At 71.2% G+C, this 26,896-nt stretch carries 19 protein-coding genes; 6 read left to right on the forward strand and 13 right to left on the reverse strand.

Annotation, left to right across the window (positions count from 1 at the left end):
* Positions 1-30: 30 nt before the first annotated feature.
* The 9 genes from ABZ079_RS00725 to iolC all read right to left on the reverse strand — a co-directional run bounded on the left by ABZ079_RS00725 (position 31) and on the right by iolC (position 12,860).
* The gene (locus tag ABZ079_RS00725) at positions 31-519 is read right to left on the reverse strand and encodes a chaplin (protein ID WP_356937188.1); all 489 of its coding nucleotides are present in this window, start codon (positions 517-519) and stop codon (positions 31-33) included.
* Positions 520-963: 444 nt separating this feature from the next.
* Positions 964-1,827 carry an ABC transporter permease gene (locus ABZ079_RS00730; protein WP_356937189.1) on the reverse strand — a complete coding sequence of 288 codons (864 nt, stop codon included), beginning with the start codon at positions 1,825-1,827 and terminating at the stop codon, positions 964-966.
* A complete protein-coding gene (locus ABZ079_RS00735) occupies positions 1,824-4,475 on the reverse strand; it encodes a CocE/NonD family hydrolase (protein WP_356937190.1) in 2,652 nt (883 codons plus the stop codon). Before ABZ079_RS00735 ends, ABZ079_RS00730 begins: the two co-directional genes overlap by 4 nt.
* 424 nt (positions 4,476-4,899) lie before the next feature.
* Complete coding sequence (locus ABZ079_RS00740; protein ID WP_356937191.1) at positions 4,900-6,309, reverse strand: APC family permease; 1,410 nt, start codon at positions 6,307-6,309, stop codon at positions 4,900-4,902.
* Positions 6,310-6,699: 390 nt separating this feature from the next.
* Entirely contained in the window at positions 6,700-8,202 is a 1,503-nt protein-coding gene (mmsA, locus tag ABZ079_RS00745; RefSeq protein ID WP_356937192.1) for a CoA-acylating methylmalonate-semialdehyde dehydrogenase, read from the reverse strand.
* 15 nt (positions 8,203-8,217) lie between these two features.
* Entirely contained in the window at positions 8,218-10,137 is a 1,920-nt protein-coding gene (iolD, locus tag ABZ079_RS00750) for a 3D-(3,5/4)-trihydroxycyclohexane-1,2-dione acylhydrolase (decyclizing) (RefSeq protein ID WP_356937193.1), read from the reverse strand.
* The gene (iolB, locus tag ABZ079_RS00755) at positions 10,134-10,958 is read right to left on the reverse strand and encodes a 5-deoxy-glucuronate isomerase (RefSeq protein ID WP_356937194.1); all 825 of its coding nucleotides are present in this window, start codon (positions 10,956-10,958) and stop codon (positions 10,134-10,136) included. Before iolB ends, iolD begins: the two co-directional genes overlap by 4 nt.
* A 7-nt stretch (positions 10,959-10,965) precedes the next feature.
* Positions 10,966-11,850, reverse strand: a complete 885-nt coding sequence (locus ABZ079_RS00760) for a deoxyribose-phosphate aldolase (protein WP_356937639.1) — start codon at positions 11,848-11,850, stop codon at positions 10,966-10,968.
* Positions 11,851-11,909: 59 nt separating this feature from the next.
* On the reverse strand, positions 11,910-12,860 hold the full coding sequence (gene iolC, locus ABZ079_RS00765) for a 5-dehydro-2-deoxygluconokinase (RefSeq protein WP_356937195.1): 951 nt from the start codon (positions 12,858-12,860) through the stop codon (positions 11,910-11,912).
* 124 nt (positions 12,861-12,984) lie between these two features.
* Here iolC and ABZ079_RS00770 point away from each other — a divergent pair, with 124 nt between their 5' ends.
* Together ABZ079_RS00770 and ABZ079_RS00775 are read left to right on the forward strand one after the other, a co-directional pair.
* Complete coding sequence (locus ABZ079_RS00770) at positions 12,985-13,899, forward strand: sugar phosphate isomerase/epimerase (protein ID WP_356937196.1); 915 nt, start codon at positions 12,985-12,987, stop codon at positions 13,897-13,899.
* A gap of 380 nt (positions 13,900-14,279) precedes the next feature.
* Positions 14,280-14,480 (forward strand): MerR family transcriptional regulator, encoded by a 201-nt coding sequence (locus ABZ079_RS00775; protein ID WP_356937197.1) that lies wholly within the window; start codon positions 14,280-14,282, stop codon positions 14,478-14,480.
* Between the two features lie 34 nt (positions 14,481-14,514).
* Here ABZ079_RS00775 and ABZ079_RS00780 read toward each other — a convergent pair whose 3' ends face one another.
* Complete coding sequence (locus tag ABZ079_RS00780; protein WP_356937198.1) at positions 14,515-15,564, reverse strand: zinc-dependent alcohol dehydrogenase family protein; 1,050 nt, start codon at positions 15,562-15,564, stop codon at positions 14,515-14,517.
* 49 nt (positions 15,565-15,613) lie between these two features.
* A complete protein-coding gene (locus tag ABZ079_RS00785; protein WP_356937199.1) occupies positions 15,614-17,893 on the reverse strand; it encodes an MMPL family transporter in 2,280 nt (759 codons plus the stop codon).
* Between the two features lie 165 nt (positions 17,894-18,058).
* On the opposite strand from ABZ079_RS00785, the gene ABZ079_RS00790 reads away from it, so the two are divergent.
* The 4 genes from ABZ079_RS00790 to ABZ079_RS00805 all read left to right on the forward strand — a co-directional run bounded on the left by ABZ079_RS00790 (position 18,059) and on the right by ABZ079_RS00805 (position 22,391).
* Positions 18,059-18,712 (forward strand): TetR family transcriptional regulator, encoded by a 654-nt coding sequence (locus tag ABZ079_RS00790; RefSeq protein WP_356937200.1) that lies wholly within the window; start codon positions 18,059-18,061, stop codon positions 18,710-18,712.
* An 83-nt stretch (positions 18,713-18,795) separates the two neighbouring features.
* Positions 18,796-19,746: a PrsW family intramembrane metalloprotease gene (locus tag ABZ079_RS00795; protein WP_356937201.1), complete on the forward strand. Its 951-nt coding sequence runs from the start codon at positions 18,796-18,798 to the stop codon at positions 19,744-19,746.
* 70 nt (positions 19,747-19,816) lie between these two features.
* On the forward strand, positions 19,817-20,056 hold the full coding sequence (locus ABZ079_RS00800; protein ID WP_356937202.1) for a heavy-metal-associated domain-containing protein: 240 nt from the start codon (positions 19,817-19,819) through the stop codon (positions 20,054-20,056).
* 88 nt (positions 20,057-20,144) lie between these two features.
* On the forward strand, positions 20,145-22,391 hold the full coding sequence (locus ABZ079_RS00805) for a heavy metal translocating P-type ATPase (RefSeq protein ID WP_356937203.1): 2,247 nt from the start codon (positions 20,145-20,147) through the stop codon (positions 22,389-22,391).
* Between the two features lie 673 nt (positions 22,392-23,064).
* Here ABZ079_RS00805 and ABZ079_RS00810 read toward each other — a convergent pair.
* Together ABZ079_RS00810 and ABZ079_RS00815 are read right to left on the reverse strand one after the other, a co-directional pair.
* A complete protein-coding gene (locus ABZ079_RS00810) occupies positions 23,065-24,354 on the reverse strand; it encodes a citrate synthase (RefSeq protein ID WP_356937204.1) in 1,290 nt (429 codons plus the stop codon).
* Positions 24,355-24,594: 240 nt separating this feature from the next.
* Positions 24,595-26,856, reverse strand: coding sequence for an ATP-dependent RecD-like DNA helicase (locus ABZ079_RS00815; protein ID WP_356937205.1), 2,262 nt, complete (start codon positions 26,854-26,856; stop codon positions 24,595-24,597).
* Positions 26,857-26,896 lie beyond the last annotated feature (40 nt).

The raw sequence follows: 26,896 nt of genomic DNA on the forward strand, positions 1-26,896 counted from the left end.
GGACGTATGGCGTCCGGCACCCGGGAGCAGCTATCGGTGGGAGGCCCCGCGGCCGCGGCGGTACAGCATCGCCCCGCCCGCGATCAGAGCGGCACTGACGGCCGAGGTCGCCAGCATGGTCTTGCTGCCGGTTTCGGCCAGCCGGGGCTCGTCGGGGTGCTCGACGACGGCCGGAGGCGGCGTGTGGCTGGTCCGGGTGGGCGGAGGCGTCTCACTGGTGCGCGTGGGAGGCGGCGGGGTCGGGGCGGGGGTGCTGACGGACGGCGGAGTCCCGTTGCCGCAGGAGTTGCCGGCCGCCTCATTGAACGCCGCGACCCCGTTGACGCTGTTGCCGCACACGTTCACCGGCGCCTCGATCGGCACCTGCACGCTGTTCCCGGCCAGCACACCGGGGGAATCCGTGGTGACTCCTGTCGCGTTCGTGTCAGCGAGGGCGGAGCTGCAGGACAGGGACAGAATGCCCGTGGCGGCGGCCGCCGCGAACACTCCCCTGCTCAGGGTCTGTCGCAATGTGGTCATCTTCCTGCTTGAAGAACTGGAAAAGCCGGCCCTGGAAAGGAGATCGACGTCCAAGGCCGGCCATGACACAGCCGGAAGGCTGGTGCGTTGGGCGGTCAGTCGTTCTTGCACTCGCTGCCGACGTGAGCCGCCCGTGTGCCTCGCGCCACCACGCGTTCGGCCCTCAGGCGGGGAAGCCTGCCCCGGACAGCCCGTGTGACCGCGGCCAGAACAGCGGGCCCGGGCCCGGCAGCCGACTCGTCATTCCCCGCCGTCGCGGTTCACGACGGCCGGTCTGCTGCCGCTGCCGATGGCAAGCCTCCTGCGCACTGCGCGTTCCTCTCTCGTAGCGTCGCTCGCCCCACTGCTTCATCAACCCGACGCCGGAGAATTGGTTGCGCAGGTTCACCCGTTCGGACCTTTCCGCATGCGGAAAGGTCCGGGGTCAAGGTGCCGCCCGACCGGCTACGACACCACGTCCTTGTGGGCGAAACCGCGAAAGGCCAGGGCGAACAGCACCAGGGCGTACGTGGTGGAAATCGCCGTGCCCTGGATCATGCCGGACCACTCGGGGTGCGGCTGGACGGCGTCGGCCCAGGCGAACTGCCAGTGCGCGGGCAGGAAGGCCCGCCAGTGGCCGAGGGCGGTGACCGCGTCCAGAACGTTGCCGACGATGGTCAGGCCGACCGCGCCGCCGACCGCGCCGAGCGGGGCGTCCGTCCTGGTCGACAGCCAGAACGCCAGTCCCGCGGTGACGAGTTGGGACACGAAGACGTACGCCACCACGACTACGAGGCGCTGCGCCGCCGTCCCCGAGTCCAGCGCGCCGCCCGTGGGAATCTGCAAGGGGCCCCAGCCGTAGGCGGCCGTGCCGACCGCGAGGGCCACGACCGGCAGCAGCACCATCGCGGCCAGGCTCAGGCCCAGTCCCACGGCGAGCTTGGACCACAGCAGGCGGGCCCGCGGCACGGGGGCGGCCAGCAGATAGCGCAGGGAGGACCAGTTCGCCTCCGACGCGACGGTGTCCCCGCAGAACAGGGCGACCGGGATCACCAGCAGGAAGCCCGCCGAGACGAACAGGTTCACGGCGGCGAAGTTGGCACCGGACGCGGTGGCCGAGTCCATCAGGGTGACCTGGTTGTTGCGGCCGCCCGGGTCGCCACCGACGGCGAAGGCGATCAGCAGCACGAACGGCAGCACGGCGAGGATCGCGCCCATGACCAGGGTGCGGCGCCGCGTGAGCTGCCGGACCAGCTCCACGCGCAGGGGCAGGGTGCGGCCCGCGCGGTAGCCGGGCGCCGTCTCGGCACGATCGGCGAGCGTGCTCATGCGGAACCTCCGATCAGGGTGAGGAAGGCGTCTTCCAGGCGGCGGTGCGGGCCGACCGAGGCCACCGGCACCTCCAGACGCACCAGCTCCACGACCAGCCGCTCGGCCGTGCCGCCGGGTTCGAGCCGGATGAGCAGCCCGTCGTCGGTGCGCACGGCGGAGGCGACGCCGGGCAGCGCGGCCACCTTCTCCACGGCCGGCTCCTCCACCGGTGTGGCGGTGCCGACCAGCAGGGTGTCGCCGGAGCCGATGATCTCCCGTACCGGGCCGGCCTGGACGAGGCGGCCGCGGTCCATCACCACCAGGTGGGTGCAGGACTGCTCGACCTCGGCGAGGAGATGGCTGGAGACGATCACCGTGCGGCCGCCGGCCGCGTAGCGGATCATCACCTCGCGCATCTCGCGGATCTGGGGCGGGTCGAGGCCGTTGGTGGGCTCGTCGAGGATGAGCAGGTCGGGCAGGCCGAGCATGGCCTGTGCGATGGCGAGGCGCTGGCGCATGCCCTGCGAGTAGGTGCGCACCGCGCGGGCGAGCGCGTCGCCGAGCCCGGCGATGTGCAGTGCCTCGTCCAGGTGGGCGTCCTCGGGCGGGCGGCCGGTGGCCCGCCAGTACAGCTCCAGGTTCTCCCGGCCGGACAGGTGCGGCAGGAAGCCGGCGCCCTCCACGAACGCGCCGACCCGGGACAGCACCGGGGCGCCGGGCCGGACGGCGTGGCCGAAGACGCGGATCTCGCCGTCGTCCGGCTTGATGAGGCCCATCAGCATGCGCAGGGTGGTGGTCTTGCCCGCGCCGTTGGGTCCGAGCAGGCCGAGCACCTGGCCCTTCTCCACCCGGAAGGACAGCTCGCGCACCGCGTACCGATCGGTGGACCCGGCGTATCGCTTGCCCAGGTCCTTGATCACGAGCGGGAGGTCGGCCAGCTCCGGATCGGGTGCGGGTGCGGACGTACGGCGGCGGCCGGTGAGCAGCAGGGCGAGGGCGGTGGCCGCGCCGGTCGCGGGCAGCCACCAGACCCAGGCGGGCAGGGGGGCCGCGGCGGTGGTGACGGCGGGGGCCGTCGGCACGCCGAGGTCTCCCTTCAGGGAGACGGTGTAGGTCGCCGGGGCGGCGGGTGAGGCGTAGCCGAGGTCGGTGGAGGCGAGGACCAGGCGGAGCCGGTGGCCCTTCTGCACCTCGTGGTCGATCGCCGGGAGGGTGACGGTGACGTCCTTGCCCGCTCTGGCGCCGGTCACCCGGAAAGGGGCGACCAGTCGGGAGGGCAGGACCTGCCGGGTGCCGTCGGGGGCGACGTCGTAGACCTTGCCGAAGAGGACGGCGTCGTCGCGGCTGGAGGTGACGTGGACGGTGGCGGTGGGTGTGCCGGTGATCCGCAGGTCGCGGGTGAGCGGTGCCGAGTCGAACCGCGCGTACTGCCCGGGGAAGTCGAGGGAGACGCCGACGCCGAGCGCGGACAGCTGGGCGAGGCCGCCGGAGCCGCCGAGGCCGGGCAGCGCGGAGACGCCGGGCGGGCTGCCGCCGGCCGGGTTGGCGACGTGCTGCTCGCCACCGGTGAGGCCGATGGCGCGCCGGTGGTCGTGCAGGCCGGGATAGGCGGCGGCGCTCGCGCCGCGCAGCTGGGCGGTGCCGTCGGTGGAGTCGACGCCTCCGGTGCGGGTGATCCGGAAGGCCGGGCCGGTGTCGGCGTTCCTGTCACCCTTGAGGTACCGGTCGAACCAGGTCCGCACGCGCGCCTGCACCCGGTCGGTCTCCATGTCCCCTCCGTCGTGGCCGCCCGCGATCCAGTCGACGCCCACGGGGGCGCCGCCTGCCCGGATCGCCCTGGCGGCGGCGTCGGACTGCTCGAGGGTGAACAGCGAGTCGGTCTGGCCCTGGATGAGGAGGGTGGGCACCTCGATGCGGTCGCCGACGGCGGACGGCGAGCGTTCCTCCAGGAGCCGCCGGGCTGCGGGGTCCGGGGTGCCGGACTCGGCGACCCGGTCGTACATCCGGCACAGCGCGGGCTCGAAGCGGGCGCAGCCGCCGCCGGTGTTGACGAAGATGCCGGCCCACAGCTTCTTGAAGACGCCGTTCGGGAACAGGGCGTCCGCGAGGTTCCAGTACGTGATGGCCGGGGCGATGGCGTCGACGCGGTGGTCGTGTCCGGCGGCGAGGAGTGAGATCGCGCCGCCGTAGGAACCGCCGGCCATGCCCACGCGCGGGTCGCCGGGCTTGTCGAGCCGGACCTCGGGCCGCTTCGCCAGCCAGTCGATGAGCCGGGAGACGTCGGCGACCTCGCCCTTGGAGTCGTTGAGGCCGATCTTCCCGGTGGACTTGCCGAAGCCGCGCGCCGACCACGTCAGGACCGCGTACCCGTCGTGGGCGAGGTCCTCGGCCTGCTGCCGCATGTCGTCCTTGCTGCCGCCGAAGCCGTGCGCCAGCAGGACGGCCGGATGGGGGCCGGGGGCGGCCGGGGCGAAGAACGAGGTGTCCAGGCGCACGCCGTCGACCGCCATGACCTGGTCGCTGCTGCGCACCGTCCGCGTGTCGTCGGAGGCGACGGCCGCCGTCCACGTCCCGGCACCGGCGAGCACCACGACGGCGGCCGCGGCGGCGACGAGCCGGCGCGGCCGGCGCAGCGGCCCCCGCGGTGCGGGCAGTCGAAGATCCATGCGTCAACGGTACGGGCCGTCACCGGCACACGATGCCGCCGCCGGGCTGAACCCCATGCCCTCCTGGGGGAGTACCGGTTTGCCGCCGTGTACTTCCGCCGTGGTACGAAGAGCCGAGGAGCTTCGCCGGGCCACCCCCGTCATCGACGTCGCCGCCACCGAGCGCCTGTTCGACACCACGGTCGGGTTCGTCAGCGGCGTCGAGACCGTCCACCCCGACAAGGGCACCGAGATGTGGCTGTACGAGCCGGCCGTGTCCGGGCCGTACCGCCGCCGGGGCATCGGGCGGGCGCCGGCCGCGAGCGGGGCTGCTACGGCGTGCGGCTCGGCACCGGGAACGACGTCGTCCTCGCCGCCTTCGCAGTGCGGGCGGCGAGGACGACGGGACGTGCACGGTGGTGGTGTGGCAGTCGTGAGGCTCCCGTTACGCCTGTGCGTGCTCCGGGACCTGGGCGTCCTCGGGGATCGACACCAGCCAGCGGGTCTCGCGGCGCGGGCGGAGGTAGAGGGCCCAGTAGAGGGTGGCGACGGCGATGATGCCGCCGGTCCACAGCAGGTAGCTCGTCTCCTGCTGGGTCAGGATGTACGCGAGGACGGCGATCAGCAGGACCGGCACCGCGGGCCACAGCGGCATCCGCCAGGCGGCCGTGTGCTGGTGGGAGCTGCGGCGGGACAGCAGGGCGGCGACCGCGACGAGCAGGTACATGCCGGTCACCGAGACGCCGGTGACGCCGTACAGGGTGTCCAGGTTGACGAAGCAGAGCAGCGCGCCGGGGACACCGACGGCGAGCGTGGCGACCCACGGGGAGCCGAAGCGGCCGAGCTTGGAGAAGACGCTGTTGACCGGGTCGGGCCAGGCCTTGTCGCGGGCGGAGGCGAACAGGACGCGGGAGTTCTGGATGACCATGACGATGCCCGCGTTGATGATGGCGAGGGCCACGCAGAGGCTGACGAAGGTGCCGACCGCGGAGTTGGACCAGGCGGTGACCATGGAGCTGATGTCGCCGCCGGTCAGCTCCTCCAGGTCGCCGGCGCCCATGGTGATCGCGGCGACCGGCACCAGGATGACCACGGTGGAGATGGCGAGGGTGGCGAGCACCGTGCGGGCGACGTTGCGGCGGGGGTTCTCCAGCTCCTCGGAGAGGTAGACGGCGGTCGAGAAGCCCTGGGTGACGAAGAGGGCGATGGCGAGCCCGGAGACGACCAGCATGGCGGTCACCGTGTCGGTGTGGCCGTCCGCGCCGGCCACCTGCATGGAGACCAGGCTGCCCATCCCGCGGTGACTGTGGGAGAAGCCCAGCAGGGCGACGACCCCGGCGGCGATGACCTCCAGAACCAGGAAGATGCCGGTGATCCAGGCGTTGGCACGCAGGTCGAGCAGGCCGGCGAGGGTGGCGAGCAGCATCACGCCGGCGCCGGTCATCGACGGGTCGAGGTGCGCGATCGGGGCCAGGTAGTCGGCCGTGCCCATGGCGATCACCGGCGGGACGATCATCACCACCAGCAGGGACAGCACGAAGACCAGCCAGCCCGCGAGCCGTCCGGCCATCGTCGACACCATCGCGTACTCGCCACCCGCGCTGGGGATGAGGGTGCCCAGCTCGGAGTAACAGAACGCCACCGCGATACAGAGGAGGGAGCCGATGGCGATCGTCAGGGCGGTGGCGGTGCCGAGGGAGCCGAACAGGTCGGGGACGACCACGAAGAGCGTGGAGGCGGGCGTGACGCACGACAGCGTCAGCAGGGTGCCGCCGACGACACCGATGGAGCGCTTCAGCCCCGGTGAGGGGGCCGTCTCGATGTCAACCACGGACTTCTGGAGCGTGTCGGTCATGCGGCGGTTCCGATCGACTCGTGCGTGTGAGGGTGGGGTCGGGAGCGTTATCGCCTCCGGCGGATCGTCGTACGTTCATCTCGTCCGCTCCCGGCGCTGCATAGAGAACCCCGACGAAATCCGTCCCGTCAATGGCCGTTTACCTTCGAAATCCGCAGTCACGGAATGACCGCCGCCGCATCACTTTCCTAGGCCCCAACGCCTTATAGGAGCATCCATCAAGCCGTGCGCGAATGTGACCTTGCTTTCAAAGGTCATCAAGCCGGAAATCCTTCGTCACCCGTTTCATCCCGCCAGAACGAGAACCGCAGGTCACGCGTAAAAAAAATGTCAGGCCGTCCGGTATCCGGACGGCCTGACGGGGGTCGGAGGCGCACCTCCGGGTGACGCTCAGTGGTTGCGCGGGAAGCCCAGGTCCACGCCGGCGGGGGCGTCGGCCGGGTCGGGCCAGCGGGTGGTGACGACCTTGCCGCGCGTGTAGAAGTGCGTGCCGTCGTTGCCGTAGATGTGGTGGTCGCCGAAGAGCGAGTCCTTCCAGCCGCCGAAGGAGTGGTAACCGACGGGGACCGGGATCGGGACGTTCACGCCGACCATGCCGGCCTCGACCTCCAGCTGGAAGCGGCGGGCGGCGCCGCCGTCCCGAGTGAAGATCGCGGTGCCGTTGCCGAACGGCGAGGCGTTGATGAGGGCCACGCCCTCCTCGTAGGTGTCGACACGCAGAACGGACAGGACCGGGCCGAAGATCTCGTCCCGGTAGGCCTTCGCGGTGGTCGGCACCCTGTCGAGCAGCGAGATGCCGATCCAGTGGCCCTCCTCGAAGCCCTCGACCGTGTAGCCGGTGCCGTCCAGGACCACCTCGGCGCCCTCGGCGGCGGCGCCCTCGACGTACGACGCCACCTTGTCCCGGTGCGCCTTGGTGATCAGCGGGCCCATCTCGGACGTCGGGTCGTTGCCCGGACCGATCTTGATCTTCTCGGCGCGTTCGCGGATCTTCTCCACCAGCTCGTCGCCGATCGCGCCGACGGCCACGACCGCCGAGATGGCCATGCAGCGCTCGCCCGCGGAGCCGTAGGCCGCGGAGACCGCCGCGTCGGCGGCCGCGTCCAGGTCGGCGTCCGGCAGGACCAGCATGTGGTTCTTGGCGCCGCCGAGGGCCTGCACGCGCTTGCCGTGGGCGGAGGCGGTGGTGTGGATGTGGCGGGCGATCGGGGTCGAGCCGACGAAGGAGACGGCCTTGACGTCCGGGTGCTCCAGCAGGCGGTCGACGGCCACCTTGTCGCCGTGCACGACGTTGAAGACGCCGTCGGGCAGACCGGCCTCGGCCAGCAGCTCGGCGATCTTGATGGAGGCCGACGGGTCCTTCTCGGACGGCTTCAGCACGAAGGTGTTGCCGGTCGCGATGGCGATCGGGAACATCCACATCGGGACCATCGCCGGGAAGTTGAACGGCGTGATGCCGGCGACGACACCGAGCGGCTGGCGGATCGCGGCCACGTCGACCCGGCTGGCGACCTGCGTGGACAGCTCGCCCTTCAGCTGGACGTTGATCCCGCAGGCCAGGTCGACGATCTCCAGGCCGCGCGCGACCTCACCCAGCGCGTCGGAGTGCACCTTGCCGTGCTCGGCGGTGATCAGCTCCGCGATGGCGTCCCGGTTGGCGTCCAGCAGCGCCCGGAACTTGAAGAGGATGGACGTGCGCTGGGCCAGCGAGGACTGGCCCCAGGTCAGATAGGCGTCCTTGGCCGTGGCGACGGCCGCGTCCACCTCCTCGACCGACGCGAAGGCGACCTTCGTGGTGACCGCGCCGGTGGCCGGGTCGGTGACCGGCCCGTACGTACCCGACGCGCCTTCGACGGTCTTGCCGCCGATCCAGTGGTTGACGATCTTCGTCATGCCCAGTAACTCCTTTTACAGATGGCGGCGTCGGGTCGAGACGTGCCGTTCGTACAGCTCACGAGCCTTGGCCGCCGACGGTCGGGTCGCGGTCTCGGCCACAGGAACATCCCACCAGGCCTGCGCCGGAGGCGCGCCCGACACAGTGTCGGACGTTTCGGTCTCCACGTAGACACATGTGGCAGTGTCGGCGGCCCGCGCCTCGGCGAGCGCCGCGCGCAGGTCACGCACGGTCTTCGCGCGCAGCACCCGCATGCCGAGGCTGGCCGCGTTGGCGGCGAGGTCGACGGGCAGCGGGGCGCCCGTGAACGTCCCCTCCTCCGTCGGGAACCGGTAGGCCGTGCCGAACCGCTCGCCGCCCACCGACTCCGACAGACCGCCGATCGAGGCGTACCCGTGGTTCTGTATGAGCAGGACCTTGATCGCGATGCCTTCCTGTACGGCGGTCACGATCTCGGTCGGCATCATCAGGTACGTGCCGTCGCCGACCAGTGCCCACACGTTCCGCTCGGGCGCGGCGAGCTTCACGCCGAGCGCGGCCGGGATCTCGTAGCCCATGCAGGAGTAGCCGTACTCCAGGTGGTACTGGTCGTACGAGCGCGTCCGCCACAGCTTGTGCAGGTCGCCGGGGAGCGAGCCGGCCGCGTTGACGATGATGTCGGACTCGTCCACCAGGGCGTCCAGGGCGCCGATCACCTGCGGCTGGGACGGCCGGACATCCGGTTCGCCCGCCTCGAAGCAGGCGTCGACGCGCTGCTCCCAGCGCTCCTTGTCCTCGGTGTACTCGGTGACGTACGAGCCGGTGACCCGGTGGTCGTGCATCCGCAGCCGCTCGGTCAGCTCCTCCAGGCCGTGGCGGGCGTCCGAGACCAGCGGCAGTCCGGCCAGCTTGTGGCCGTCGAAGGGCGCGATGTTGACGTTCAGGAAGCGGACGGCCGGATTTTCGAAGAGGGTGCCGGAGGCGGTGGTGAAGTCGGTGTACCGGGTGCCGACGCCGATCACCAGGTCCGCGGTGCGGGCCAGCTCGTCGGCGGTCGCGGTGCCGGTGTGGCCGATACCGCCGACGTCCTGGGGGTGGTCGTGTCGCAGCGAGCCCTTGCCGGCCTGGGTGGAGGCGACCGGTATGCGGGTGGCCTCGGCGAATTCGGCGAGGGCCGCCTCGGCGCGGCTGTGGTGGACTCCGCCGCCCGCGATGACGAGGGGCCTGCGCGCCTCGCGGATCACCCGGACGGCCTCGGCCAGCTCGGCGGGATCCGCGCCCGGCCGCCGTACGGTCCACACCCGCTCGGCGAAGAACTCCTCCGGCCAGTCGAAGCCTTCCGCCTGCACGTCCTGCGGCAGGGCGAGCGTGACGGCGCCGGTCTCCACGGGGTCGGTGAGGACCCGCATGGCCTGCAGCGCGCTCGGGATCAGCTGCTCGGGGCGGGTGATCCGGTCGAAGTACCTCGACACCGGGCGCAGGGTGTCGTTGACCGAGACATCGCCCGCGTAAGGCAGCTCCAGCTGCTGCAGGACCGGGTCGGCGGGGCGGGTGGCGAAGACGTCGCCGGGCAGCAGCAGGACCGGAAGGTGGTTGATGGTCGCGAGGGCGGCGCCGGTGACCAGGTTCGTCGCGCCGGGGCCGATCGACGTCGTCACCGCGTGCGTGGACAGGCGGTTCGACTGGCGGGCGTAGCCGACGGCCGCGTGCACCATGGACTGCTCGTTGCGGCCCTGGTGGTACGGCATCACGGGGGCCGTGGGGGGTGTCCCCCCACGGGGCACGGTGGCGTACTCGATCAGCGCCTGGCCGAGCCCCGCCACATTGCCGTGGCCGAAGATGCCCCAGATGGCGCCGATCAGCCGCCGCCGCTCGCCGTCCCGCTCGGTGTACTGGGCGGCGAGGAAGCGTACGAGCGCCTGTGCGACCGTGAGCCTCGTCGTCGAGGTGGTCATCGGTACCCCCCTGTGCCTTCTACGTGGTCCGGGTGGAAGCGGATCCGCCACTCGCGGGTCTCGCCGGGCCCGGCCATGACGTTCAGGTAGTACATGTCGTGCCCGGGCTGGGCGATCGACGGGCCGTGCCAGCCGTCGGGGACGAGGACCGCATCACCGGAGCGGATCTCGGCGAGGACGTCACAGCCGCCCTCGCGCGAGGGGAACACGCGCTGATAGCCGAGACCGCCCGGGCCGTCGATCTCGAAGTAGTAGATCTCCTCCAGCTCGGACTCCTCGCCCGGCCGGTGCTCGTCGTGCTTGTGCGGCGGGTACGAGGACCAGTTGCCGCCCGGCGTGATCACCTCGACGGCGATGAGCTTGTCGCAGTCGAAGGAGTCCGCCGAGGCGAAGTTGCGCACCCGGCGGGCACAGCTGCCGCTGCCGCGCTGCTCGACGGGGACCTCCGGCGCGGGGCCGTAGCGGGCGGGGAGTCGTCGCTCGCACTTCGCTCCTGCCAGGGCGAAGCGGCCTCCCGCGCCGGAGGCGATCTGGACCCGGGCATCCCGGGGTGCGTACGCGAAGTCGGAGACGTCCGCGAACACACTTTCCCGGCCCAGGAGTTGAAATTCGTTTTCCTCAATTTGTACGGCACATCCGCCTTCCAGCGGAAGCACGATCCATTCACTGTCCCCAGTGGTGAACGTATGCGCACCGCCCGGAGCCAACTCGACGACGCGCAGGCTGCTGTGGGCCCATCCGGCGCGTTCGGGGTCGATGTCGACGGCGTACCGGGCGTTCGCGGCGGCACCTTTGGGCAGGTGCAGGTCGGTGCTGGTCATGCGGCCCTCACAGCAGTCCTACGGCGGTGTCCACGGCGGCGGCCACATCGCCGTCCGCCGGGTACAGCAGCGAGCGGCCGACCACCAGGCCGCGCACGGTGGGCAGTTGGAGCGCGCCGCGCCACTTCTCGTAGGCGGCGACCTGGTCCTCGGGGGAGTCGCCGATGTCGCCGCCGAGCAGCACGGCCGGCAGGGTGGAGGTCTCCATGACCCGGGCCATGTCGTCGGGGTTCTCGGTGACCGGCACCTTCAGCCAGGTGTAGGCCGAGGAGCCGCCGAGGCCGGAGGCGATGGCGATGGACCTGGTGACCGCCTCGGCGGACACGTCGTTCCTCAGCTTCCCCTCGGGGCTGCGGCGGCTGATGAACGGCTCCACGAAGACGGGCAGCCGGCGCGCGGCCATGTCGTCGATGGCCCGGGCGGTGGACTCCAGGGTGGTCAGGGAGCCCGGGTCGTCGTAGTCGACGCGCAGCAGCAGCTTGCCCGCGTCGAAGCCGAGGCGCTGGATGTCCTCGGGGCGGTGGCCGGTGAACCGGTCGTCGAGCTCGAAGCTGGCACCCTGCAGGCCGCCGCGGTTCATGGAGCCCATGACGACCTTGTGGTCGAGGGCGCCGAGCAGGAGCAGGTCGTCGAGGATGTCCGCGGTGGCGAGGACGCCGTCGACGCCGGGCCGGGACAGTGCGAGGCAGAGGCGTTCGAGCAGGTCGGCCCGGTTGGCCATGGCGAGCTTGCGGTCACCGACAGCGAGGGCGCCACGGGCCGGGTGGTCGGCGGCGACGATCATCAGCCGGCCGTCGTCGTTGAGCAGGGGCCTGCGGGCCCGGCGGGCGGCGGCCTCGGCGATCGCCTCGGGGTGGTGGGTGCGGATGCGGACCAGCGCGGAGACGTCCACCCGGGGCTGCCGGGTGCCGTCCCCGCCCTCGTGGTGGGCGCCCGCAACCCTGCCCGCCCTCACAGCACCGCTCCGGCCTCGAGCGCGGCGGCCACCTCGTCGGGGGTCGGCATCGCGGAGGAGCACTCCAGGCGGGAGGCGACGATGGCGCCGGCCGCGTTGGCGTGCCTCATGATCGTCTCCAGGTCCCAGCCGGCCAGCAGACCGTGGCACAGGGAGCCGCCGAAGGCGTCCCCGGCGCCGAGCCCGTTGAGGACGGTGACGGGTAGGGGTGGGACCTCGGCCGCCTCGCCCTTCCGGTTCACGGCGAGAACGCCCTTCGGCCCCTGCTTCACCACGGCGACCTCCACTCCCGCGTCCAGCAGGGCACGGGCGGCGGCGTGCGGCTCGCGCACCCCGGTGGCGACCTCGACCTCGTCCAGGTTGCCGACGGCGACGGTGCTGTGGCGCAGTGCCTCGGCGTAGAAGGGGCGCGCGGCCTCGGGGTCGGCCCAGAACATCGGCCTCCAGTCGAGGTCGAAGACCGTCGTGCCCGACCGCGCCCGGTGGGAGAGGGCGGCGAGGGTCGCCGTACGGCTGGGTTCCTCGCTCAGGCCGGTGCCGGTGACCCAGAAGATGCCGGCGCCGTGGATGGCGTCCAGGTCCAGGTCGTGGGCGTCGATCTCCAGGTCGGGCGCCTTGGGCTGCCGGTAGAAGTAGAGCGGGAAGTCGTCCGGCGGGAAGACCTCGCAGAAGGTGACCGGGGTCGGCAGCCCGGGAACGGAGGTGACCCAGCGGTCGTCGACGCCGAAGCCGCGCAGCGCCTCGTGCAGATAGGCGCCGAACGGATCGTCGCCGGTACGGGTGATCACGGCGGTCCGCCTGCCGAGCCGGGCCGCGGCGACCGCGACGTTCGTCGCCGACCCGCCGAGGAACTTGCCGAAGGACGACACCTGGGGGAGCGGGACACCGGTTTGCAGCGGGTAGAGGTCCACTCCGATCCGCCCCATGGTGATCAGGTCGTAGGCCATCGGCTTCCCTTCGTCACGGCTCTCCCCGGCTTTCTAGTCCCGTACGCCGAGCCCTGTCAATGTTTTGTCCAGACATTCGGACCAGCCCTTGACACCGCTTTCCCGGGCCCGCACCCTGACGGCCATGACGTCGTTGTCACCCTCCTCACTGTCCCGCATCCGCATCGGATCGGCGCCCGACTCCTGGGGCGTGTGGTTCCCGGACGACCCCCGGCAGGTGCCCTGGCAGCGCTTCCTGGACGAGGTGTCCGCCTCCGGCTACGAGTGGATCGAGCTGGGCCCCTACGGCTATCTGCCCACCGACCCGGTGGTGCTCGCCGAGGAGACCGCCCGGCGCGGCCTGAACGTGTCGGCGGGCACCGTCTTCACCGGCCTGCATCAGGGCGAGGCGGTGTGGGACAGGACGTGGGCCCATGTCTCCGACATCGCCGCCCTCACCCAGGCCATGGGCGCCCGCCACCTGGTCGTCATCCCGTCCTTCTGGCGGGACGACAAGACAGGGCGGGTGCTGGAGCCCTCCGAGCTGACGCCGGAGCAGTGGCGGAGCCTCACCTCGCTGACCGAGCGGCTCGGGCGGGAGGTGCGGGAGCGCTACGGCCTCACGATCGTCGTCCACCCGCACGCCGACACCCACATCGACAGCGAGGAGAACGTCACCCGCTTCCTCGACGGCACGGACTCCGGCCTGGTGTCGCTGTGCCTGGACACCGGGCACTACGCCTACTGCGGCGGGGACAGCGTCAAGCTGATCGAGACCTACGGTGAGCGGATCGGTTATCTGCACCTCAAGCAGGTGGATCCGGAGATCCTGGCCGACGTACGGGCCAAGGGCACGCCGTTCGGGCCGGCGGTCGCCCAGGGCGTGATGTGCGAACCGCCGGCCGGGGTGCCGGAACTCGAACCGGTGCTTCAGGCGGCGCAGCGGCTGGACGTCGACCTGTTCGCGATCGTCGAGCAGGACATGTACCCGTGCGAGCCGGACGCTCCGCTGCCGATCGCCCGGCGGACCCGGGCGTTTCTCCGGTCGTGCGGGGTGTAGCCCTCCGGGGGGTTCCGGGTGGGGACCCCGCGTGGGGCAGGGTAAGGAAGCCGCGTGGTGCAGGGTGAGGAAGCCGTGTGGTGCAGGGTAAGGAAGCCGCGTGGTGCAGGGTGACGAAGCCGTATGGTCGCGCCACCCGGCGTCAACACGCCTCGCCCATGTACCGGCGCACGCCTTTGCGGCAGCTGTGTCACAAACACCTCCCCTGTGTCACATATGTCGCGTGTACGCGGTCTCTCGGTCACACCCGGTCGACAGGCGCTGCCCCTCCGTCACGCTGCGTCGTTCACCGGGCACAGGCTTGTTGATCGCCAGTGAAGCGTCCGGCTGCCAGAGGGCCGTCCCGGTCGCCGCCGGGCGCACGCAGGGAGGTACAGCTCATGACCGACCGAAGGCTCTGGTCCTATAAAGAGATCGCCGCGCACATCAAGGTGCAGCCGGACACCGTACGGTCCTATCGCAAGCACGGGCTGCTGCCCCCACCCGACCATGTGGAGGGCGGCAAGCCCTACTGGTACGCCGACACCGTCCGGGCCTGGGTCACCTCCCGCCCCGGCAACCGCGGCCGCAGACAGGACTGAACGCCCGCTCCCCGGTGGACGGCCCCGCGGAGCCTCAGCCCCGGCTCCATGGCTCGATGACCGTGACGCCCGCCCCCGCTGCCGTGCCCATGGCCGCGAGCGCCGCCGGGGCCGCGTCGAGAGGGATGGCGGCCGTCACCAGGAGGTCGGGGCGCAGGATGCCGGAGCGGACCAGGTGGAGCATGGCGGGATAGGTGTGGGCGGCCATGCCGTGGCTGCCGGACAGTTCCAGTTCCAGGGCGATGGCGCGGGCCAGCGGGACGGGTGTGGTGCCCTCGGGTGAGGGCAGCAGGCCGACCTGGACGTGCCGGCCGCGGCGGCGCAGGCCGTTCACGGAGGCCGCGCAGGTGACGGGGGAGCCGAGGGCGTCGAGGGAAAGGTGGGCGCCGCCGCCGGTCAGCTCGCGGACGGCGGCGGCCGTGTCGGGCACGGCGGCCGCGTCCACGCACTCCGCGGCGCCGAACCTTCGCGCCAGATCGAGCGCTTGGGGCGATACGTCGACGGCGATCACCCGCGCCCCGGAGGCCACCGCGATCATCACCGCCGACAGTCCGACCCCGCCGCAGCCGTGCACCGCGACCCACTGCCCCGCCGCGACCCGGCCCTGCTGCACCACGGCCCGGAAGGCGGTGGCGAAGCGGCAGCCGAGGCCGGCGGCGGTGGCGTAGGCCATGTCATCCGGGATGGCGACGAGGTTGACGTCGGCGTGGTCGAGCGCCACGTACTCGGCGAAGGAGCCCCAGTGGTGGAAGCCGGGCTGGGTCTGCCGTTCGCACACCTGCTGGTCACCCGCCGCGCAGGACGGGCAGGTGCCGCACGCGCACACGAAGGGCACGGTGACGCGGTCGCCGGGCCGCCACCCGGTCACCCGCGTGCCCACCGTCTCGACGACACCGGCGAGTTCATGCCCGGGAACGTGCGGCAGCGTGATGCCGGGGTCGTGCCCCATCCAGCCGTGCCAGTCGCTGCGGCACAGCCCGGTCGCCTCGACCCGCACGATCACTCCGTGGTCGGCGGGCCGGGGGTCGGGCACCTCGCGCACCTCGGCCGGTTCGCCATATCGCTCGAACACCACAGCGCGCATGCGTGCCTCACCTTCCGTTCACGTCCGGGCCACCGCTTCCCGTGGAACGCTAGCGCTCCACGGGAGATGCCGTTCGCCGGCCGCGGGCCACCGGTGGCCGGTCCTGCTCGCGCGGCGGCGCCGCAGATGTGTTTGCCCCACGCCCCTTCGGGGCGAGGACTTCACCGGCCTCGCTCATCCCGAACCGCCCGTGGAAGCGGCGCAGCGGGGCCGGCGCCCACCAGGTGGCGCGGCCGGTGAGCCGCATGATGGCCGGGACCAGCAGGCTGCGCACCACCATGGCGTCCATCAGCACGGCGAGCGCGATGCCGAGGCCCAGCATCTTGGTGTTGGTCACCCGTGAGGTGCCGATGGCGACCATCACCACCGCGAGGATGACCGCCGCCGCGGTGATCAGCCCGCCGGTGCGCTGCAGTCCGTGGCGCACGGCCGCGTTGTGGTCGCCCGTGTGGTCGTACTCCTCCTTGATGCGGGAGAGCAGGAACACGCCGTAGTCCATGGAGAGGCCGAAGGCCACGCAGAACATCAGGACGGGCAGGGTGGTCTCGATGGAGCCGGAGCTGGTGAAGCCGAGCGCTCCCGACAGGTGGCCGTCCTGGAAGACCCACACCACCGCGCCGAACATCGCCGTCAGGCTGAGCGCGTTGAGCACCACGGCCTGCAGGGGTATCAGCACGCTGCCGGTGAGCAGGAAGACCAGCAGCAGGGTCACCACGACGATGAACAGGACCGCCCAGGGCAGGCGTTCGGCTATCGCGTGCTTGGTGTCGACGAGGACGGCCGCCGTGCCGGTCACCTTGGTGTCGAACGGGGTATCCAGGGAGCGCAGGTCCCCCACCAGGCGCTGGGCGGGGTCGTCAACGGCCTCGCCCACGGGCTGGACGGTGAAGTAGGCCGCGTCGCCTCTGACCAGGGGGCCGTCGACGCGGGCCACCTCGGGAAGGGCGGCCACCTGCTGCCGGTAGGCGGCGTACTGGGCCTCGGTGGCCCCGCCCTCGGCGAGGACCTCCAGCCCGCCGCCGGGGCTGCCGGGGAAGCCCTCGCGGATGTCCTGCTGCACCACATGGGACTCGGCGGCCGAGGGGAGCTGGCGGTCGTCGGCGGTGCCGAACCGCACGCCGAGGAACGGCAGTCCCAGGAGGACCAGCAGGGCGGTGGTGCCGAGCGCGAAGACCGGGGCGCGGCGCATGACCAGAGAGGCGACGCGGGCCCAGGCGGTGCCCTCGGCGGGCCGGGCCTCGCCCTCGCGCCGGAAGAGGCGGCGCACGTCCCAGGAGTTGACCCGGTGGCCGAGCAGGATCAGCGCGGCCGGGAGCAGGATCAGAGCGGCGGCCGCCGCGAGCAGGACCACGGCGATGCCGGCGTAGGCGAAGGAGCGCAGGAAGTACTGCGGGAAGACCATCATCGCGGCGAGGGACACCGCGACGGTGAGGGCGGAGAAGAGCACCGTGCGGCCGGCCGTGCGCAGGGTCGTCCCCACGGCCGTCAACGGGTCGGCGCCGGTGGACAGTTCCTCGCGGTAGCGGCGGACGATGAACAGGGCGTAGTCGATGGCGAGGCCGAGCCCGAGAGCCGTGGTGAGGTTCAGCGCGAAGACGGAGACGTCGGTGAAGGACGTCAGGCCGCGCAGCACCGCGTTCGTCCCGAGGATCGCCACGACACCGATGCCCAGCGGCAGCAGGGCGGCGACCGCGCTGCCGAAAACCATCACCAGCAGCACGAGGGTGATGGGCAGGGCGATCATCTCGGCCCGGGTCAGGTCCTCCTTGATGATGGTCTGCATCTCGTGCCGGACCGCGACGATGCCGCCGACCTTCACCTGTACCGGGCCGTGCGTCCCCCGGTAATGGGGGGCGATGCGGTCCAGGGTCCTGCCCATCGTGTTCTCGTCGCCGGTGATGCGGGCGGCGATCAGCGCCTCGCGGCCGTCCTCGGCGCGCAGGGCGGGCGACTTGCTCTGCCAGTAGGAGCCGACGCCGGTGACGCCCTTCTCCCCTGCCAGCCGGGTGGTCAGGCTCCGGGCGGCGGCGGCGACCGCGGGGGCGTCGACCGAGGCGCGGCCCGAGTCGACCAGGAGCAGCAGGTTCGGCTGGGAGCCGGGGAACTCGCGCTCCAGCGCCTTGGTCGCGTACGTCGACTCGGCGGCCGGGTCCTCCCAGCCGCCGCTGCCGAGGTGGTCCGCCACCCCGCTGCCGGCCAGGACGGCGAGCGCGGTGAGCAGCAGGGCCGCGAGCAGCGACAGGCGTGGACGGGCGGTCACCAAGCGCGTCCACCCGCCGGGACGGGGTGGTCCGTCACCGGAACGTGGTGGTGTTTTGACTTGGGTCATCGTGCGGTGTCCCCTTCACCCCGACCAGCGCGGCCGTGTGCGAGCACGGCAGCATGGATCAGCCATTGCCATAGACTGGCAAACACGAGAGATCGCTCGCGTTTCCCAAGAATGCGAGCGACCGCTCGCGTTTGTCAATCGCGTTCCGAGAGCTGGGGATGACGCGTGTCCGAGAAGACCGAGCCCGACAAGACGGAGAAGGAGCAGCCGCGCCGCCGCCAGGCCCGCGGCGAGCGCCGTATCGCCCAGCTGCTCCAAGCCGCCGCCCAGGTCTTCTGCACGAGCGGCTACACGGCCGCCAGCACCAACGCCATCGCCCGCGAGGCCGGCGTCTCCCCGGGCACGCTCTACCAGTTCTTCCCCAACAAGGAAGCGATCGCGATCGAGCTGGGCGACCGGCTCATGCACGAGATGCGGGAGACCTACGGCGAGGCGCTGGCACCCGTCGATCCCGCCACGCCCCTGGAGGAGGCGATCGGCTCGGCCGTCGACCGGTTCATGGCCTTCAACACCGACCACCCGGTCTTCTTCGCGCTCATGCACGGCCCCGACATCCCGGGCCGGATGGCCGAGGCGCACGACCAGCTGCACACGACCGTGATCGGCCGCATCGAGATCCTGCTCGCCTCCCTCATGCCCGGCGCCCCCCCGGCCGACGTCACGCGCACGGCACACGTCTGCCTCGGCGTCTACAAGGCCGGCCTGGAACTCGTCCTCGCCCACGAGGGCGCCGAGCGCGCGGCGTACGTCCAGGAGGTCAAGGACGTCCTGATCCGCTACCTGGAACCGCTGGTGGGTGGCCGGTTCGGCCGTACGTGACCCCAGCGAGCCCCCTGGACTGCGTCTCGCGGGACATCTGCCTAAGGTGCGGATAAATCGCCCAGCAGCCCGAGGGGACCCACGTGAGCCACTCCCCGCCGCCCGGCACGCCCAAGGCCCGCATCCCCGGCCCGCAGCAGCCCCCACCGCCGTACCCGCGCATCGGGGCGGGCCTGTGGCGGCGCGTTCTGGGCGGCGGGCTCGTCCTGTGGGCGCTGACCGCGGGGGTCGCGTATACGACACGGAACACCACGCTGCTGCCGACGCCGATCCTGCTCGGCAGCCTCCTCGTGCCGGTCGCCTTCGTGCTCTGGGCCTACGAGCGGCACGGCCGTGACCTGGGCGTCAGCGCGATCCTCGGCTGTTTCCTGGCCGGCGGCACGCTCGGCCTGCTCGGCGCCGCACTCATGGAGTCGTACCCGCTGCGCCCTTCCCTCGGGCTGTTCCTCGGCGCCGGCCTGATCGAGGAGGCGGCCAAAATGGGGGCGCTGGTGTTCGCGCTGCGCCGGCAGCGGGGCATCCGAGGGACACGGGCCGGGCTGGTGCTCGGCGCGGCCGTCGGCTTCGGCTTCGCGGCCCTGGAGACCGCCGGCTACGCCTTCGGCGCGGCGGTCTCCCTCGGGGGCGCCGATCCGCGGGCGCTGTTGGAGACGGAGGTCCTGCGCGGGGTACTCGCCCCCTTCGGGCACGGCCTGTGGACGGCGATCGCGGGCAGTGCGCTGCTGTCGCTGCGCCGCCCGGACGGGCGCTTCCGGTACGCGCCGCCGGTGGTCGCCGCCTGCATGGGCGTCTGTCTGCTGCACGCCCTGCGGGACTCCACGCACGGCATCGCGGTCTGGCTGGTGACACGTCTGTCCGGCGCCGGTCTCTCCGCGTGGATGTTCGCGCACGGGTACCCGAGCCGGCCGAGCGCGGCACAGGAGCACCTGTCCACGCTGTTCTCGGCCGGTGGCCTGACCCTGGTCGCGCTGGCCGGGGTCGGCTGGGTGCGGTCCCTGGCACACCGGGACACCCCTTGGAGGAATACCCCCTAGGGGTATAGTGTGAGCAGTAGGGGGTTCCCCGTGGGCCCCACCGGCCCCACACCCTGACGAGGAGAACGACATGAGCGCCGAGACCGACACCCCGGGCCCCGTCACCACCGTCTACAAGGTGACCGGCATGAGCTGTGGCCACTGCGAGGGTTCCGTCTCCGGTGAGATCTCACAGATCCCCGGTGTCAGCTCGGTGAAGGCCGTCGCGTCGACCGGCGAGGTGACCGTCGTCTCCACGGCCCCGCTGGACGAGGAGGCGGTGCGCGAAGCCGTCGACGAGGCCGGCTTCGAGCTGGCCGGCAAGGCCTGAGAAAAGCACGCTCCCTTTCCCTGACCGGGCCGCGCCGACCAGCTGATACTGGATCCGTACGGCCCGGTCCGATGTCTGGAGTCCGGACATGACCAGCACCACCGCAGAGACAGCCGTGGCCACGGGCACCGCCTCCCGGGTCGAGCTGCTCATCGGCGGGATGACCTGCGCCTCCTGCGCCGCCCGGGTGGAGAAGAAGCTCAACCGGATGGAGGGTGTGAGCGCCACCGTCAACTTCGCCACCGAGAAGGCGAAGGTCGCCTACGCCGAGGGCGTCCAGGTCGCCGACCTGATCGCCACCGTGGTGAAGACGGGCTACACCGCCGAGGTGCCCCCGCCGCCGGAGCCCGCACCCGAGGCGGCCCCGGAAGCCGCCGAGCGGGACCTCGAACTCGGCGCCCTGCGCCACCGCCTGCTCGTCTCCGCACTGCTCGCCGCGCCCGTGGTCCTCATCGCGATGATCCCCGCGTTGCAGTTCGACAACTGGCAGTGGCTCTCGCTCACGCTCGCCGCGCCCGTGGTCGTCTGGGGCGGCGCCCCCTTCCACCGGGCCGCCTGGACCAACGCCCGGCACGGGGCCGCCACCATGGACACCCTCGTCTCGGTCGGCACGCTGGCGGCGTTCGGCTGGTCGCTGTGGGCGCTGTTCTTCGGCGACGCGGGCATGCCCGGCATGCACGACGAGTTCCGCCTCACCGTCTCGCGGATGGACGGCGCCGCCACCATCTACCTGGAGGTCGCCGCCGGAGTCGTCGCGCTGATCCTGCTCGGCCGCTATCTGGAGGCCCGTTCCAAGCGGCGCGCCGGGGCGGCCCTGAAGGCGCTGATGGAGCTGGGCGCCAAGGATGTGGCGGTACTGCGGGACGGGCGCGAGGTGCGGGTACCGGTGGACTCCCTCGGGGCCGGCGACCGGTTCGTCGTACGCCCCGGTGAGAAGATCGCCACCGACGGCATCGTCGTGGAGGGCGTCTCCGCGGTGGACGCGTCCATGCTGACCGGCGAGTCGGTGCCGGTGGACGTCGGCCCGGGCGACCGGGTCACCGGCGCCACGGTCAACGCGGGCGGCCGGCTGGTGATCGAGGCCACCCGGGTCGGCGCCGACACCCAGCTCGCCCGGATGGCCAGGCTCGTGGAGGACGCGCAGAACGGCAAGGCCGAGGTGCAGCGGCTCGCCGACCGCGTCTCCGCGGTGTTCGTGCCGGTGGTCATCCTCATCGCGCTCGGCACGTTCGGCGTCTGGCTGGGCACCACCGGGGACCCGGTCGCCGCGTTCACGGCCGCCGTCGCCGTCCTGATCATCGCCTGCCCGTGCGCGCTGGGCCTCGCCACGCCGACCGCGCTGATGGTCGGCACCGGCCGCGGCGCCCAGCTCGGCATCCTCATCAAGGGTCCCGAGGTGCTGGAGTCCACGCGCCGCGTCGACACGGTCGTCCTCGACAAGACCGGCACCGTCACCACCGGCCGGATGACTCTGCAGGCGGTGTACGCCGCCGACGGCGAGGACGAGAAGGAACTGCTGCGACTCGCGGGCGCCCTGGAGCACGCCTCCGAGCACCCCGTCGCCCGCGCCATCGCCGCCGGCGCCGAGGAGCGCACCGGCGCCCTGCCGGCGGCCGAACACTTCGAGAACGTCCCCGGGCGTGGTGTACGCGGGCGCGTGGACGGCCGCGAGGTGGTCGTGGGGCGCCTGTACGACGACCTCCCGGAGGAGCTGGCCCGTGCGGCCCGAGAGGCCGAGGAGCAGGGCCGTACGGCCGTCCTGGCCGGCTGGGACGGCCGTCCCCGCGGGGTCCTCGCCGTCGCCGACGCGATCAAGGAGACCAGCGCCGAGGCGGTGCGCGAGCTGCGCGCCCTCGGTCTCACACCGGTACTGCTCACCGGGGACAACCGGACCGTCGCCGAGGCGGTCGCCAGGGCCGTCGGCGTCGACGAGGTGATCGCCGAGGTGCTCCCCGAGGACAAGGTGGACGTCGTACGACGGCTGCAGCGCGAGGGGCGGACCGTGGCGATGGTCGGCGATGGCGTCAACGACGCGGCCGCGCTCGCCACCGCCGACCTGGGTCTCGCCATGGGCACCGGCACGGACGCGGCGATCGAGGCCGGCGACCTCACACTGGTGCGCGGGGACCTGCGCGTGGCCGCCGACGCGATCCGGCTCTCCCGGCGCACCCTCGCCACCATCAAGGGCAACCTCGTGTGGGCCTTCGGCTACAACGTGGCCGCGCTGCCCCTGGCCGCCGCGGGCCTGCTGAACCCGATGATCGCGGGCGCCGCGATGGCCTTCTCCTCGGTGTTCGTGGTGACCAACAGCCTGCGGCTGCGCACCTTTCGATGAAGCCACCGGGGATCCGCCGGGACCGAAGTGGGAGGCCCCCTGGAGTCCGGCGCGCGCCTCACATAAACTCTTCACAAGGCTCGCGCATCATCCTTACGCCTGGGTCCCGATCGCCGTATCGGGGCTCTTGCGTACCTAAAGGACATATGCAAGAGACGCAGATCACAGTGATGCGAACGTAACCATCGAAGGGGTTCGAAGGTCTAAGTTGGCGATGTCAGACCAGCGTCTTGGGGGGCGCTGACTGGCATCTGGGGATGTCTTGGGGGACTTCCTCAGAGATGCGTTGCCGGGGCACGTACCCCTGGGAAGCTTTGAGCGGCCCTCCCAGCGTGCGTTGTCCCGGCAGATCGCACCGCATCACCGGAGCACGACGAGTTTTGCTCATTGTGCTCAGACAGCGATTCAGGCGCTGTCCTCTCCAAGCGCCCGGCCGGATCCCGTGGGGGGAATCCGCACCGGGACATGGGAAGGCGCCCTGGTCGTCGGCCCGTGGGGGGACCGGCGACGCAGGGCGCCTTCCGCCTTTTCGTGGCTCGGTGCGGCCGGTTCGCCTCGGGGCGACTTCAGCCGGTGCCGAGACCACGACCGTGCTCAGCCCTCAGGGCCTCCGCGCGCTCGCGCCCTCGACACCGACGCCCCCTTCGGCTCACCCGCCGCTGGACAGCGTGGTTCAGCGCTCCTCGACCGGAACGAAGTCGCGCTCGACGACGCCCGTGTAGATCTGGCGCGGGCGGCCGATGCGGGAGCCGGGCTCCTTGATCATCTCGGTCCACTGGGCGATCCAGCCCGGCAGGCGGCCGAGGGCGAACAGGACCGTGAACATCTCGGTCGGGAAGCCCATGGCCCGGTAGATCAGACCGGTGTAGAAGTCGACGTTCGGGTACAGCTTGCGCTCGACGAAGTAGTCGTCGGACAGCGCGTGCTCCTCCAGCTTCAGGGCGATGTCGAGGAGTTCGTCCTCCTTGCCCAGCGCCGAGAGCACGTCGTGCGCGGCGGCCTTGATGATCTTGGCGCGCGGGTCGAAGTTCTTGTAGACCCGGTGGCCGAAGCCCATCAGACGGACGCCGTCCTCCTTGTTCTTCACCTTGCGGATGAAGGTGTCGACGTCGGAGCCGGAGTCGCGGATGCCCTCGAGCATCTCCAGCACGGACTGGTTGGCGCCGCCGTGCAGCGGGCCCCACAGGGCGCTGATGCCGGCCGAGATCGACGCGAACATGTTGGCCTGCGAGGAGCCGACGAGGCGGACCGTGGAGGTCGAACAGTTCTGCTCGTGGTCGGCATGCAGGATCAGCAGCTTGTCCAGCGCGGAGACGACGACCGGGTCCGGCTGGTACTCGTCCGCCGGGACCGAGAAGGTCATGCGCAGGAAGTTCTCGACGTAGCCGAGGTCGTTGCGCGGGTAGACGAACGGGTGGCCGATCGACTTCTTGTACGCATAGGCCGCGATCGTCGGGAGCTTGGCGAGCAGGCGGATCGTCGAGAGGTTCCGCTGGTTCTCGTCGAACGGGTTGTGGCTGTCCTGGTAGAAGGTGGACAGCGCCGAGACGACCGAGGACAGCATGGCCATCGGGTGGGCGTCACGCGGGAAGCCCCTGTAGAAGTTCTTGACGTCCTCGTGCAGCAGGGTGTGCCGCGTGATGTCGTTCTTGAACGTCGTCAGCTCGTCGACGGTGGGCAGCTCGCCGTTGATCAGCAGGTACGCCACCTCGAGGAAGGTGGAGCGCTCGGCCAGCTGCTCGATCGGGTAGCCGCGGTAGCGGAGGATGCCCGCCTCGCCGTCGAGGTAGGTGACCGCGGATTTATAGGCGGCCGTGTTGCCGTAACCGCTGTCCAGGGTCACCAGACCGGTCTGGGCGCGGAGCTTCCCGATGTCGAAGCCCTTGTCGCCGACGGTGCTGTCGACCACCGGATAGGTGTACTCGCCGTCGCCGTACCGCAGTACTACAGAGTTGTCGCTCACGTCTTCCCTCACCGACGTAGTGCCTCATCTTCGAGGTGCCCTGACTGTCTCTACCATCCCCCATTTGGCTCAGGAGAGTGCACTCGGGGTCGACCATTGGGCCTACTGGCGGCACTCAGTGCCGCCAACCTGCTCATCCTGCCCCCTCCGCACGGCATCTGGAAGTGCTCTGTGACCTTTGCGACTCGTTTGATCGATCATTTTTTGTGATGAAGGTCGCCGTCCCGGGCCGGGGGCCGGTCAAAAGCCGCGAAGCCTGAAGTCCAGAGCCGTGCAGCGCCGTCCCGCGGACACCGTGCGCACCGCCTGCCCGATCGCCCTGCGCGAACCGACGAGGACCACGAGCCGTTTCGCCCGCGTCACCGCCGTGTACAGCAGGTTCCGCTGGAGCATCATCCATGCCCCGGTGGTGACGGGAATCACCACCGCGGGATACTCGCTCCCCTGCGAGCGGTGGATGGTCACCGCGTACGCGTGTGCCAGTTCGTCCAGTTCGTCGAATTCATACGGAACCTCCTCGTCCTCGTCCGTCAGCACCGTCAGACGCTGGTCGACCGGATCGAGCGAGGTGACGACGCCCACGGTGCCGTTGAAGACACCGTTCTGCCCTTTCTCGTAATTGTTGCGAATCTGGGTGACCTTGTCGCCGACGCGGAAGACCCTGCCGCCGAACCGCTTCTCCGGCAGGTCCGGCCGGCCGGGCGTGATGGCCTGCTGGAGCAGACCGTTGAGGGTGCCCGCACCGGCCGGACCCCGGTGCATCGGCGCGAGCACCTGCACGTCCCGCCGAGGGTCGAGCCCGAACCTGTCCGGGATCCGCCGGGCGGCCACGTCCACGGTGAGCCGCCCGGCCTCCTCGGTGTCGTCCTCGACGAAGAGGAAGAAGTCCTTGAGCCCGTCGGTGAGCGGATGCTGCCCGGCGTTGATCCGGTGCGCGTTGGTGACGACGCCGGACTGCTGGGCCTGCCGGAAGACGCGGGTGAGCCGGACGGCGGGAACGGGGCCGTCCTTGGCGAGCAGGTCCCGCAGCACCTCCCCCGCACCCACGCTGGGCAGCTGGTCAACGTCCCCCACGAACAGCAGATGAGCCCCCGGCGGCACGGCCTTCACCAGCTTGTTGGCGAGCAGCAGATCCAGCATCGACGCCTCGTCCACGACCACCAGGTCGGCGTCCAGCGGGCGGTCCTTGTCATAGGCCGCGTCACCGCCGGGCTTCAGCTCCAGCAGCCGGTGGACGGTGGAGGCCTCCGCGCCGGTCAGCTCAGACAGCCGCTTGGCCGCACGGCCGGTCGGGGCGGCGAGCACCACCTTGGCCCGCTTGGCCCGGGCCAGCTCCACGATCGAGCGGACCGTGAAGGACTTGCCGCAACCGGGCCCACCGGTCAGGACGGCGACCTTCTCGGTCAGCGCGAGCCTCACCGCGGCCTCCTGTTCGGGAGCGAGGTCGGCGCCCGTGCGGCCCTTCAGCCAGTCGAGGGCCTTGTCCCAGTCCACATCCCGGAAGGCCGGCATCCGGTCGTCGCCGGTCCGCAGCAGGTGCAGCAGCCGGGAGGAGAGGGACAGCTCCGCACGGTGGAAGGGGACGAGGTAGACGGCGGTGACGGGTTCGGAGTCGCCACCGTCCGGCCCGGGTACCTTTTCGCGTACGACCCCGGGGTCCTCGCCGTCGTCCGGTGCTTGGGCCAGCTCCGCGAGGCACTCGATGACCAGCCCCGTGTCGACGCCGAGCAACTTCACCGCGTCGGCGATCAGCCGCTCCTCGGGCAGGAAGCAGTGCCCCTGGTCGGCGGACTGGGACAGGGCGTACTGCAGGCCCGCCTTCACCCGCTCCGGGCTGTCGTGCGGGATGCCGACGGACTGGGCGATCTTGTCGGCGGTGAGGAAGCCGATGCCCCAGACGTCGGCGGCCAGCCGGTACGGCTGCTCCTTCACGACCGAGATCGACGCGTCCCCGTACTTCTTGTAGATCCGCACCGCGATGGACGTCGACACTTCGACGGTCTGGAGGAAGAGCATGACCTCCTTGATCGCCTTCTGCTCCTCCCAGGCGTCGGCGATCTTCTTGGTCCGCTTCGGACCGAGGCCGGGCACCTCGACGAGCCGCTCGGGCTCCTCCTCGATGATCCTCAGTGTGTCCAGCCCGAAGTGCTGGGTGATGCGGTCGGCGAAGACGGGTCCGATGCCCTTGACCAGGCCGGAACCGAGATAACGGCGGATGCCCTGGACGGTGGCGGGCAGCACGGTCGTGTAGTTCTCGACGTGGAACTGCTTGCCGTACTGCGGATGCGACCCCCAGCGGCCCTCCATACGGAGGGACTCGCCGACCTGGGCACCGAGCAGCGCACCGACCACCGTGAGGAGGTCACCGGCGCCTCTTCCGGTGTCGACCCGCGCGACCGTGTAGCCGTTCTCCTCATTGGCGTACGTGATCCGCTCCAGCACGCCTTCGAGCACGGCGAGCCGCCGCTCGCCGCCCGCTTGGTTCCCCGCCTGACTGGCCATGAACCGAAGGTACCGGTGGGGTGTGACAGCGGGACTGTTA

The sequence above is a fragment of the Streptomyces sp. NPDC006314 genome (genome assembly GCF_040613075.1).
In the GTDB taxonomy this organism is placed as follows: Bacteria; Actinomycetota; Actinomycetes; order Streptomycetales; family Streptomycetaceae; genus Streptomyces.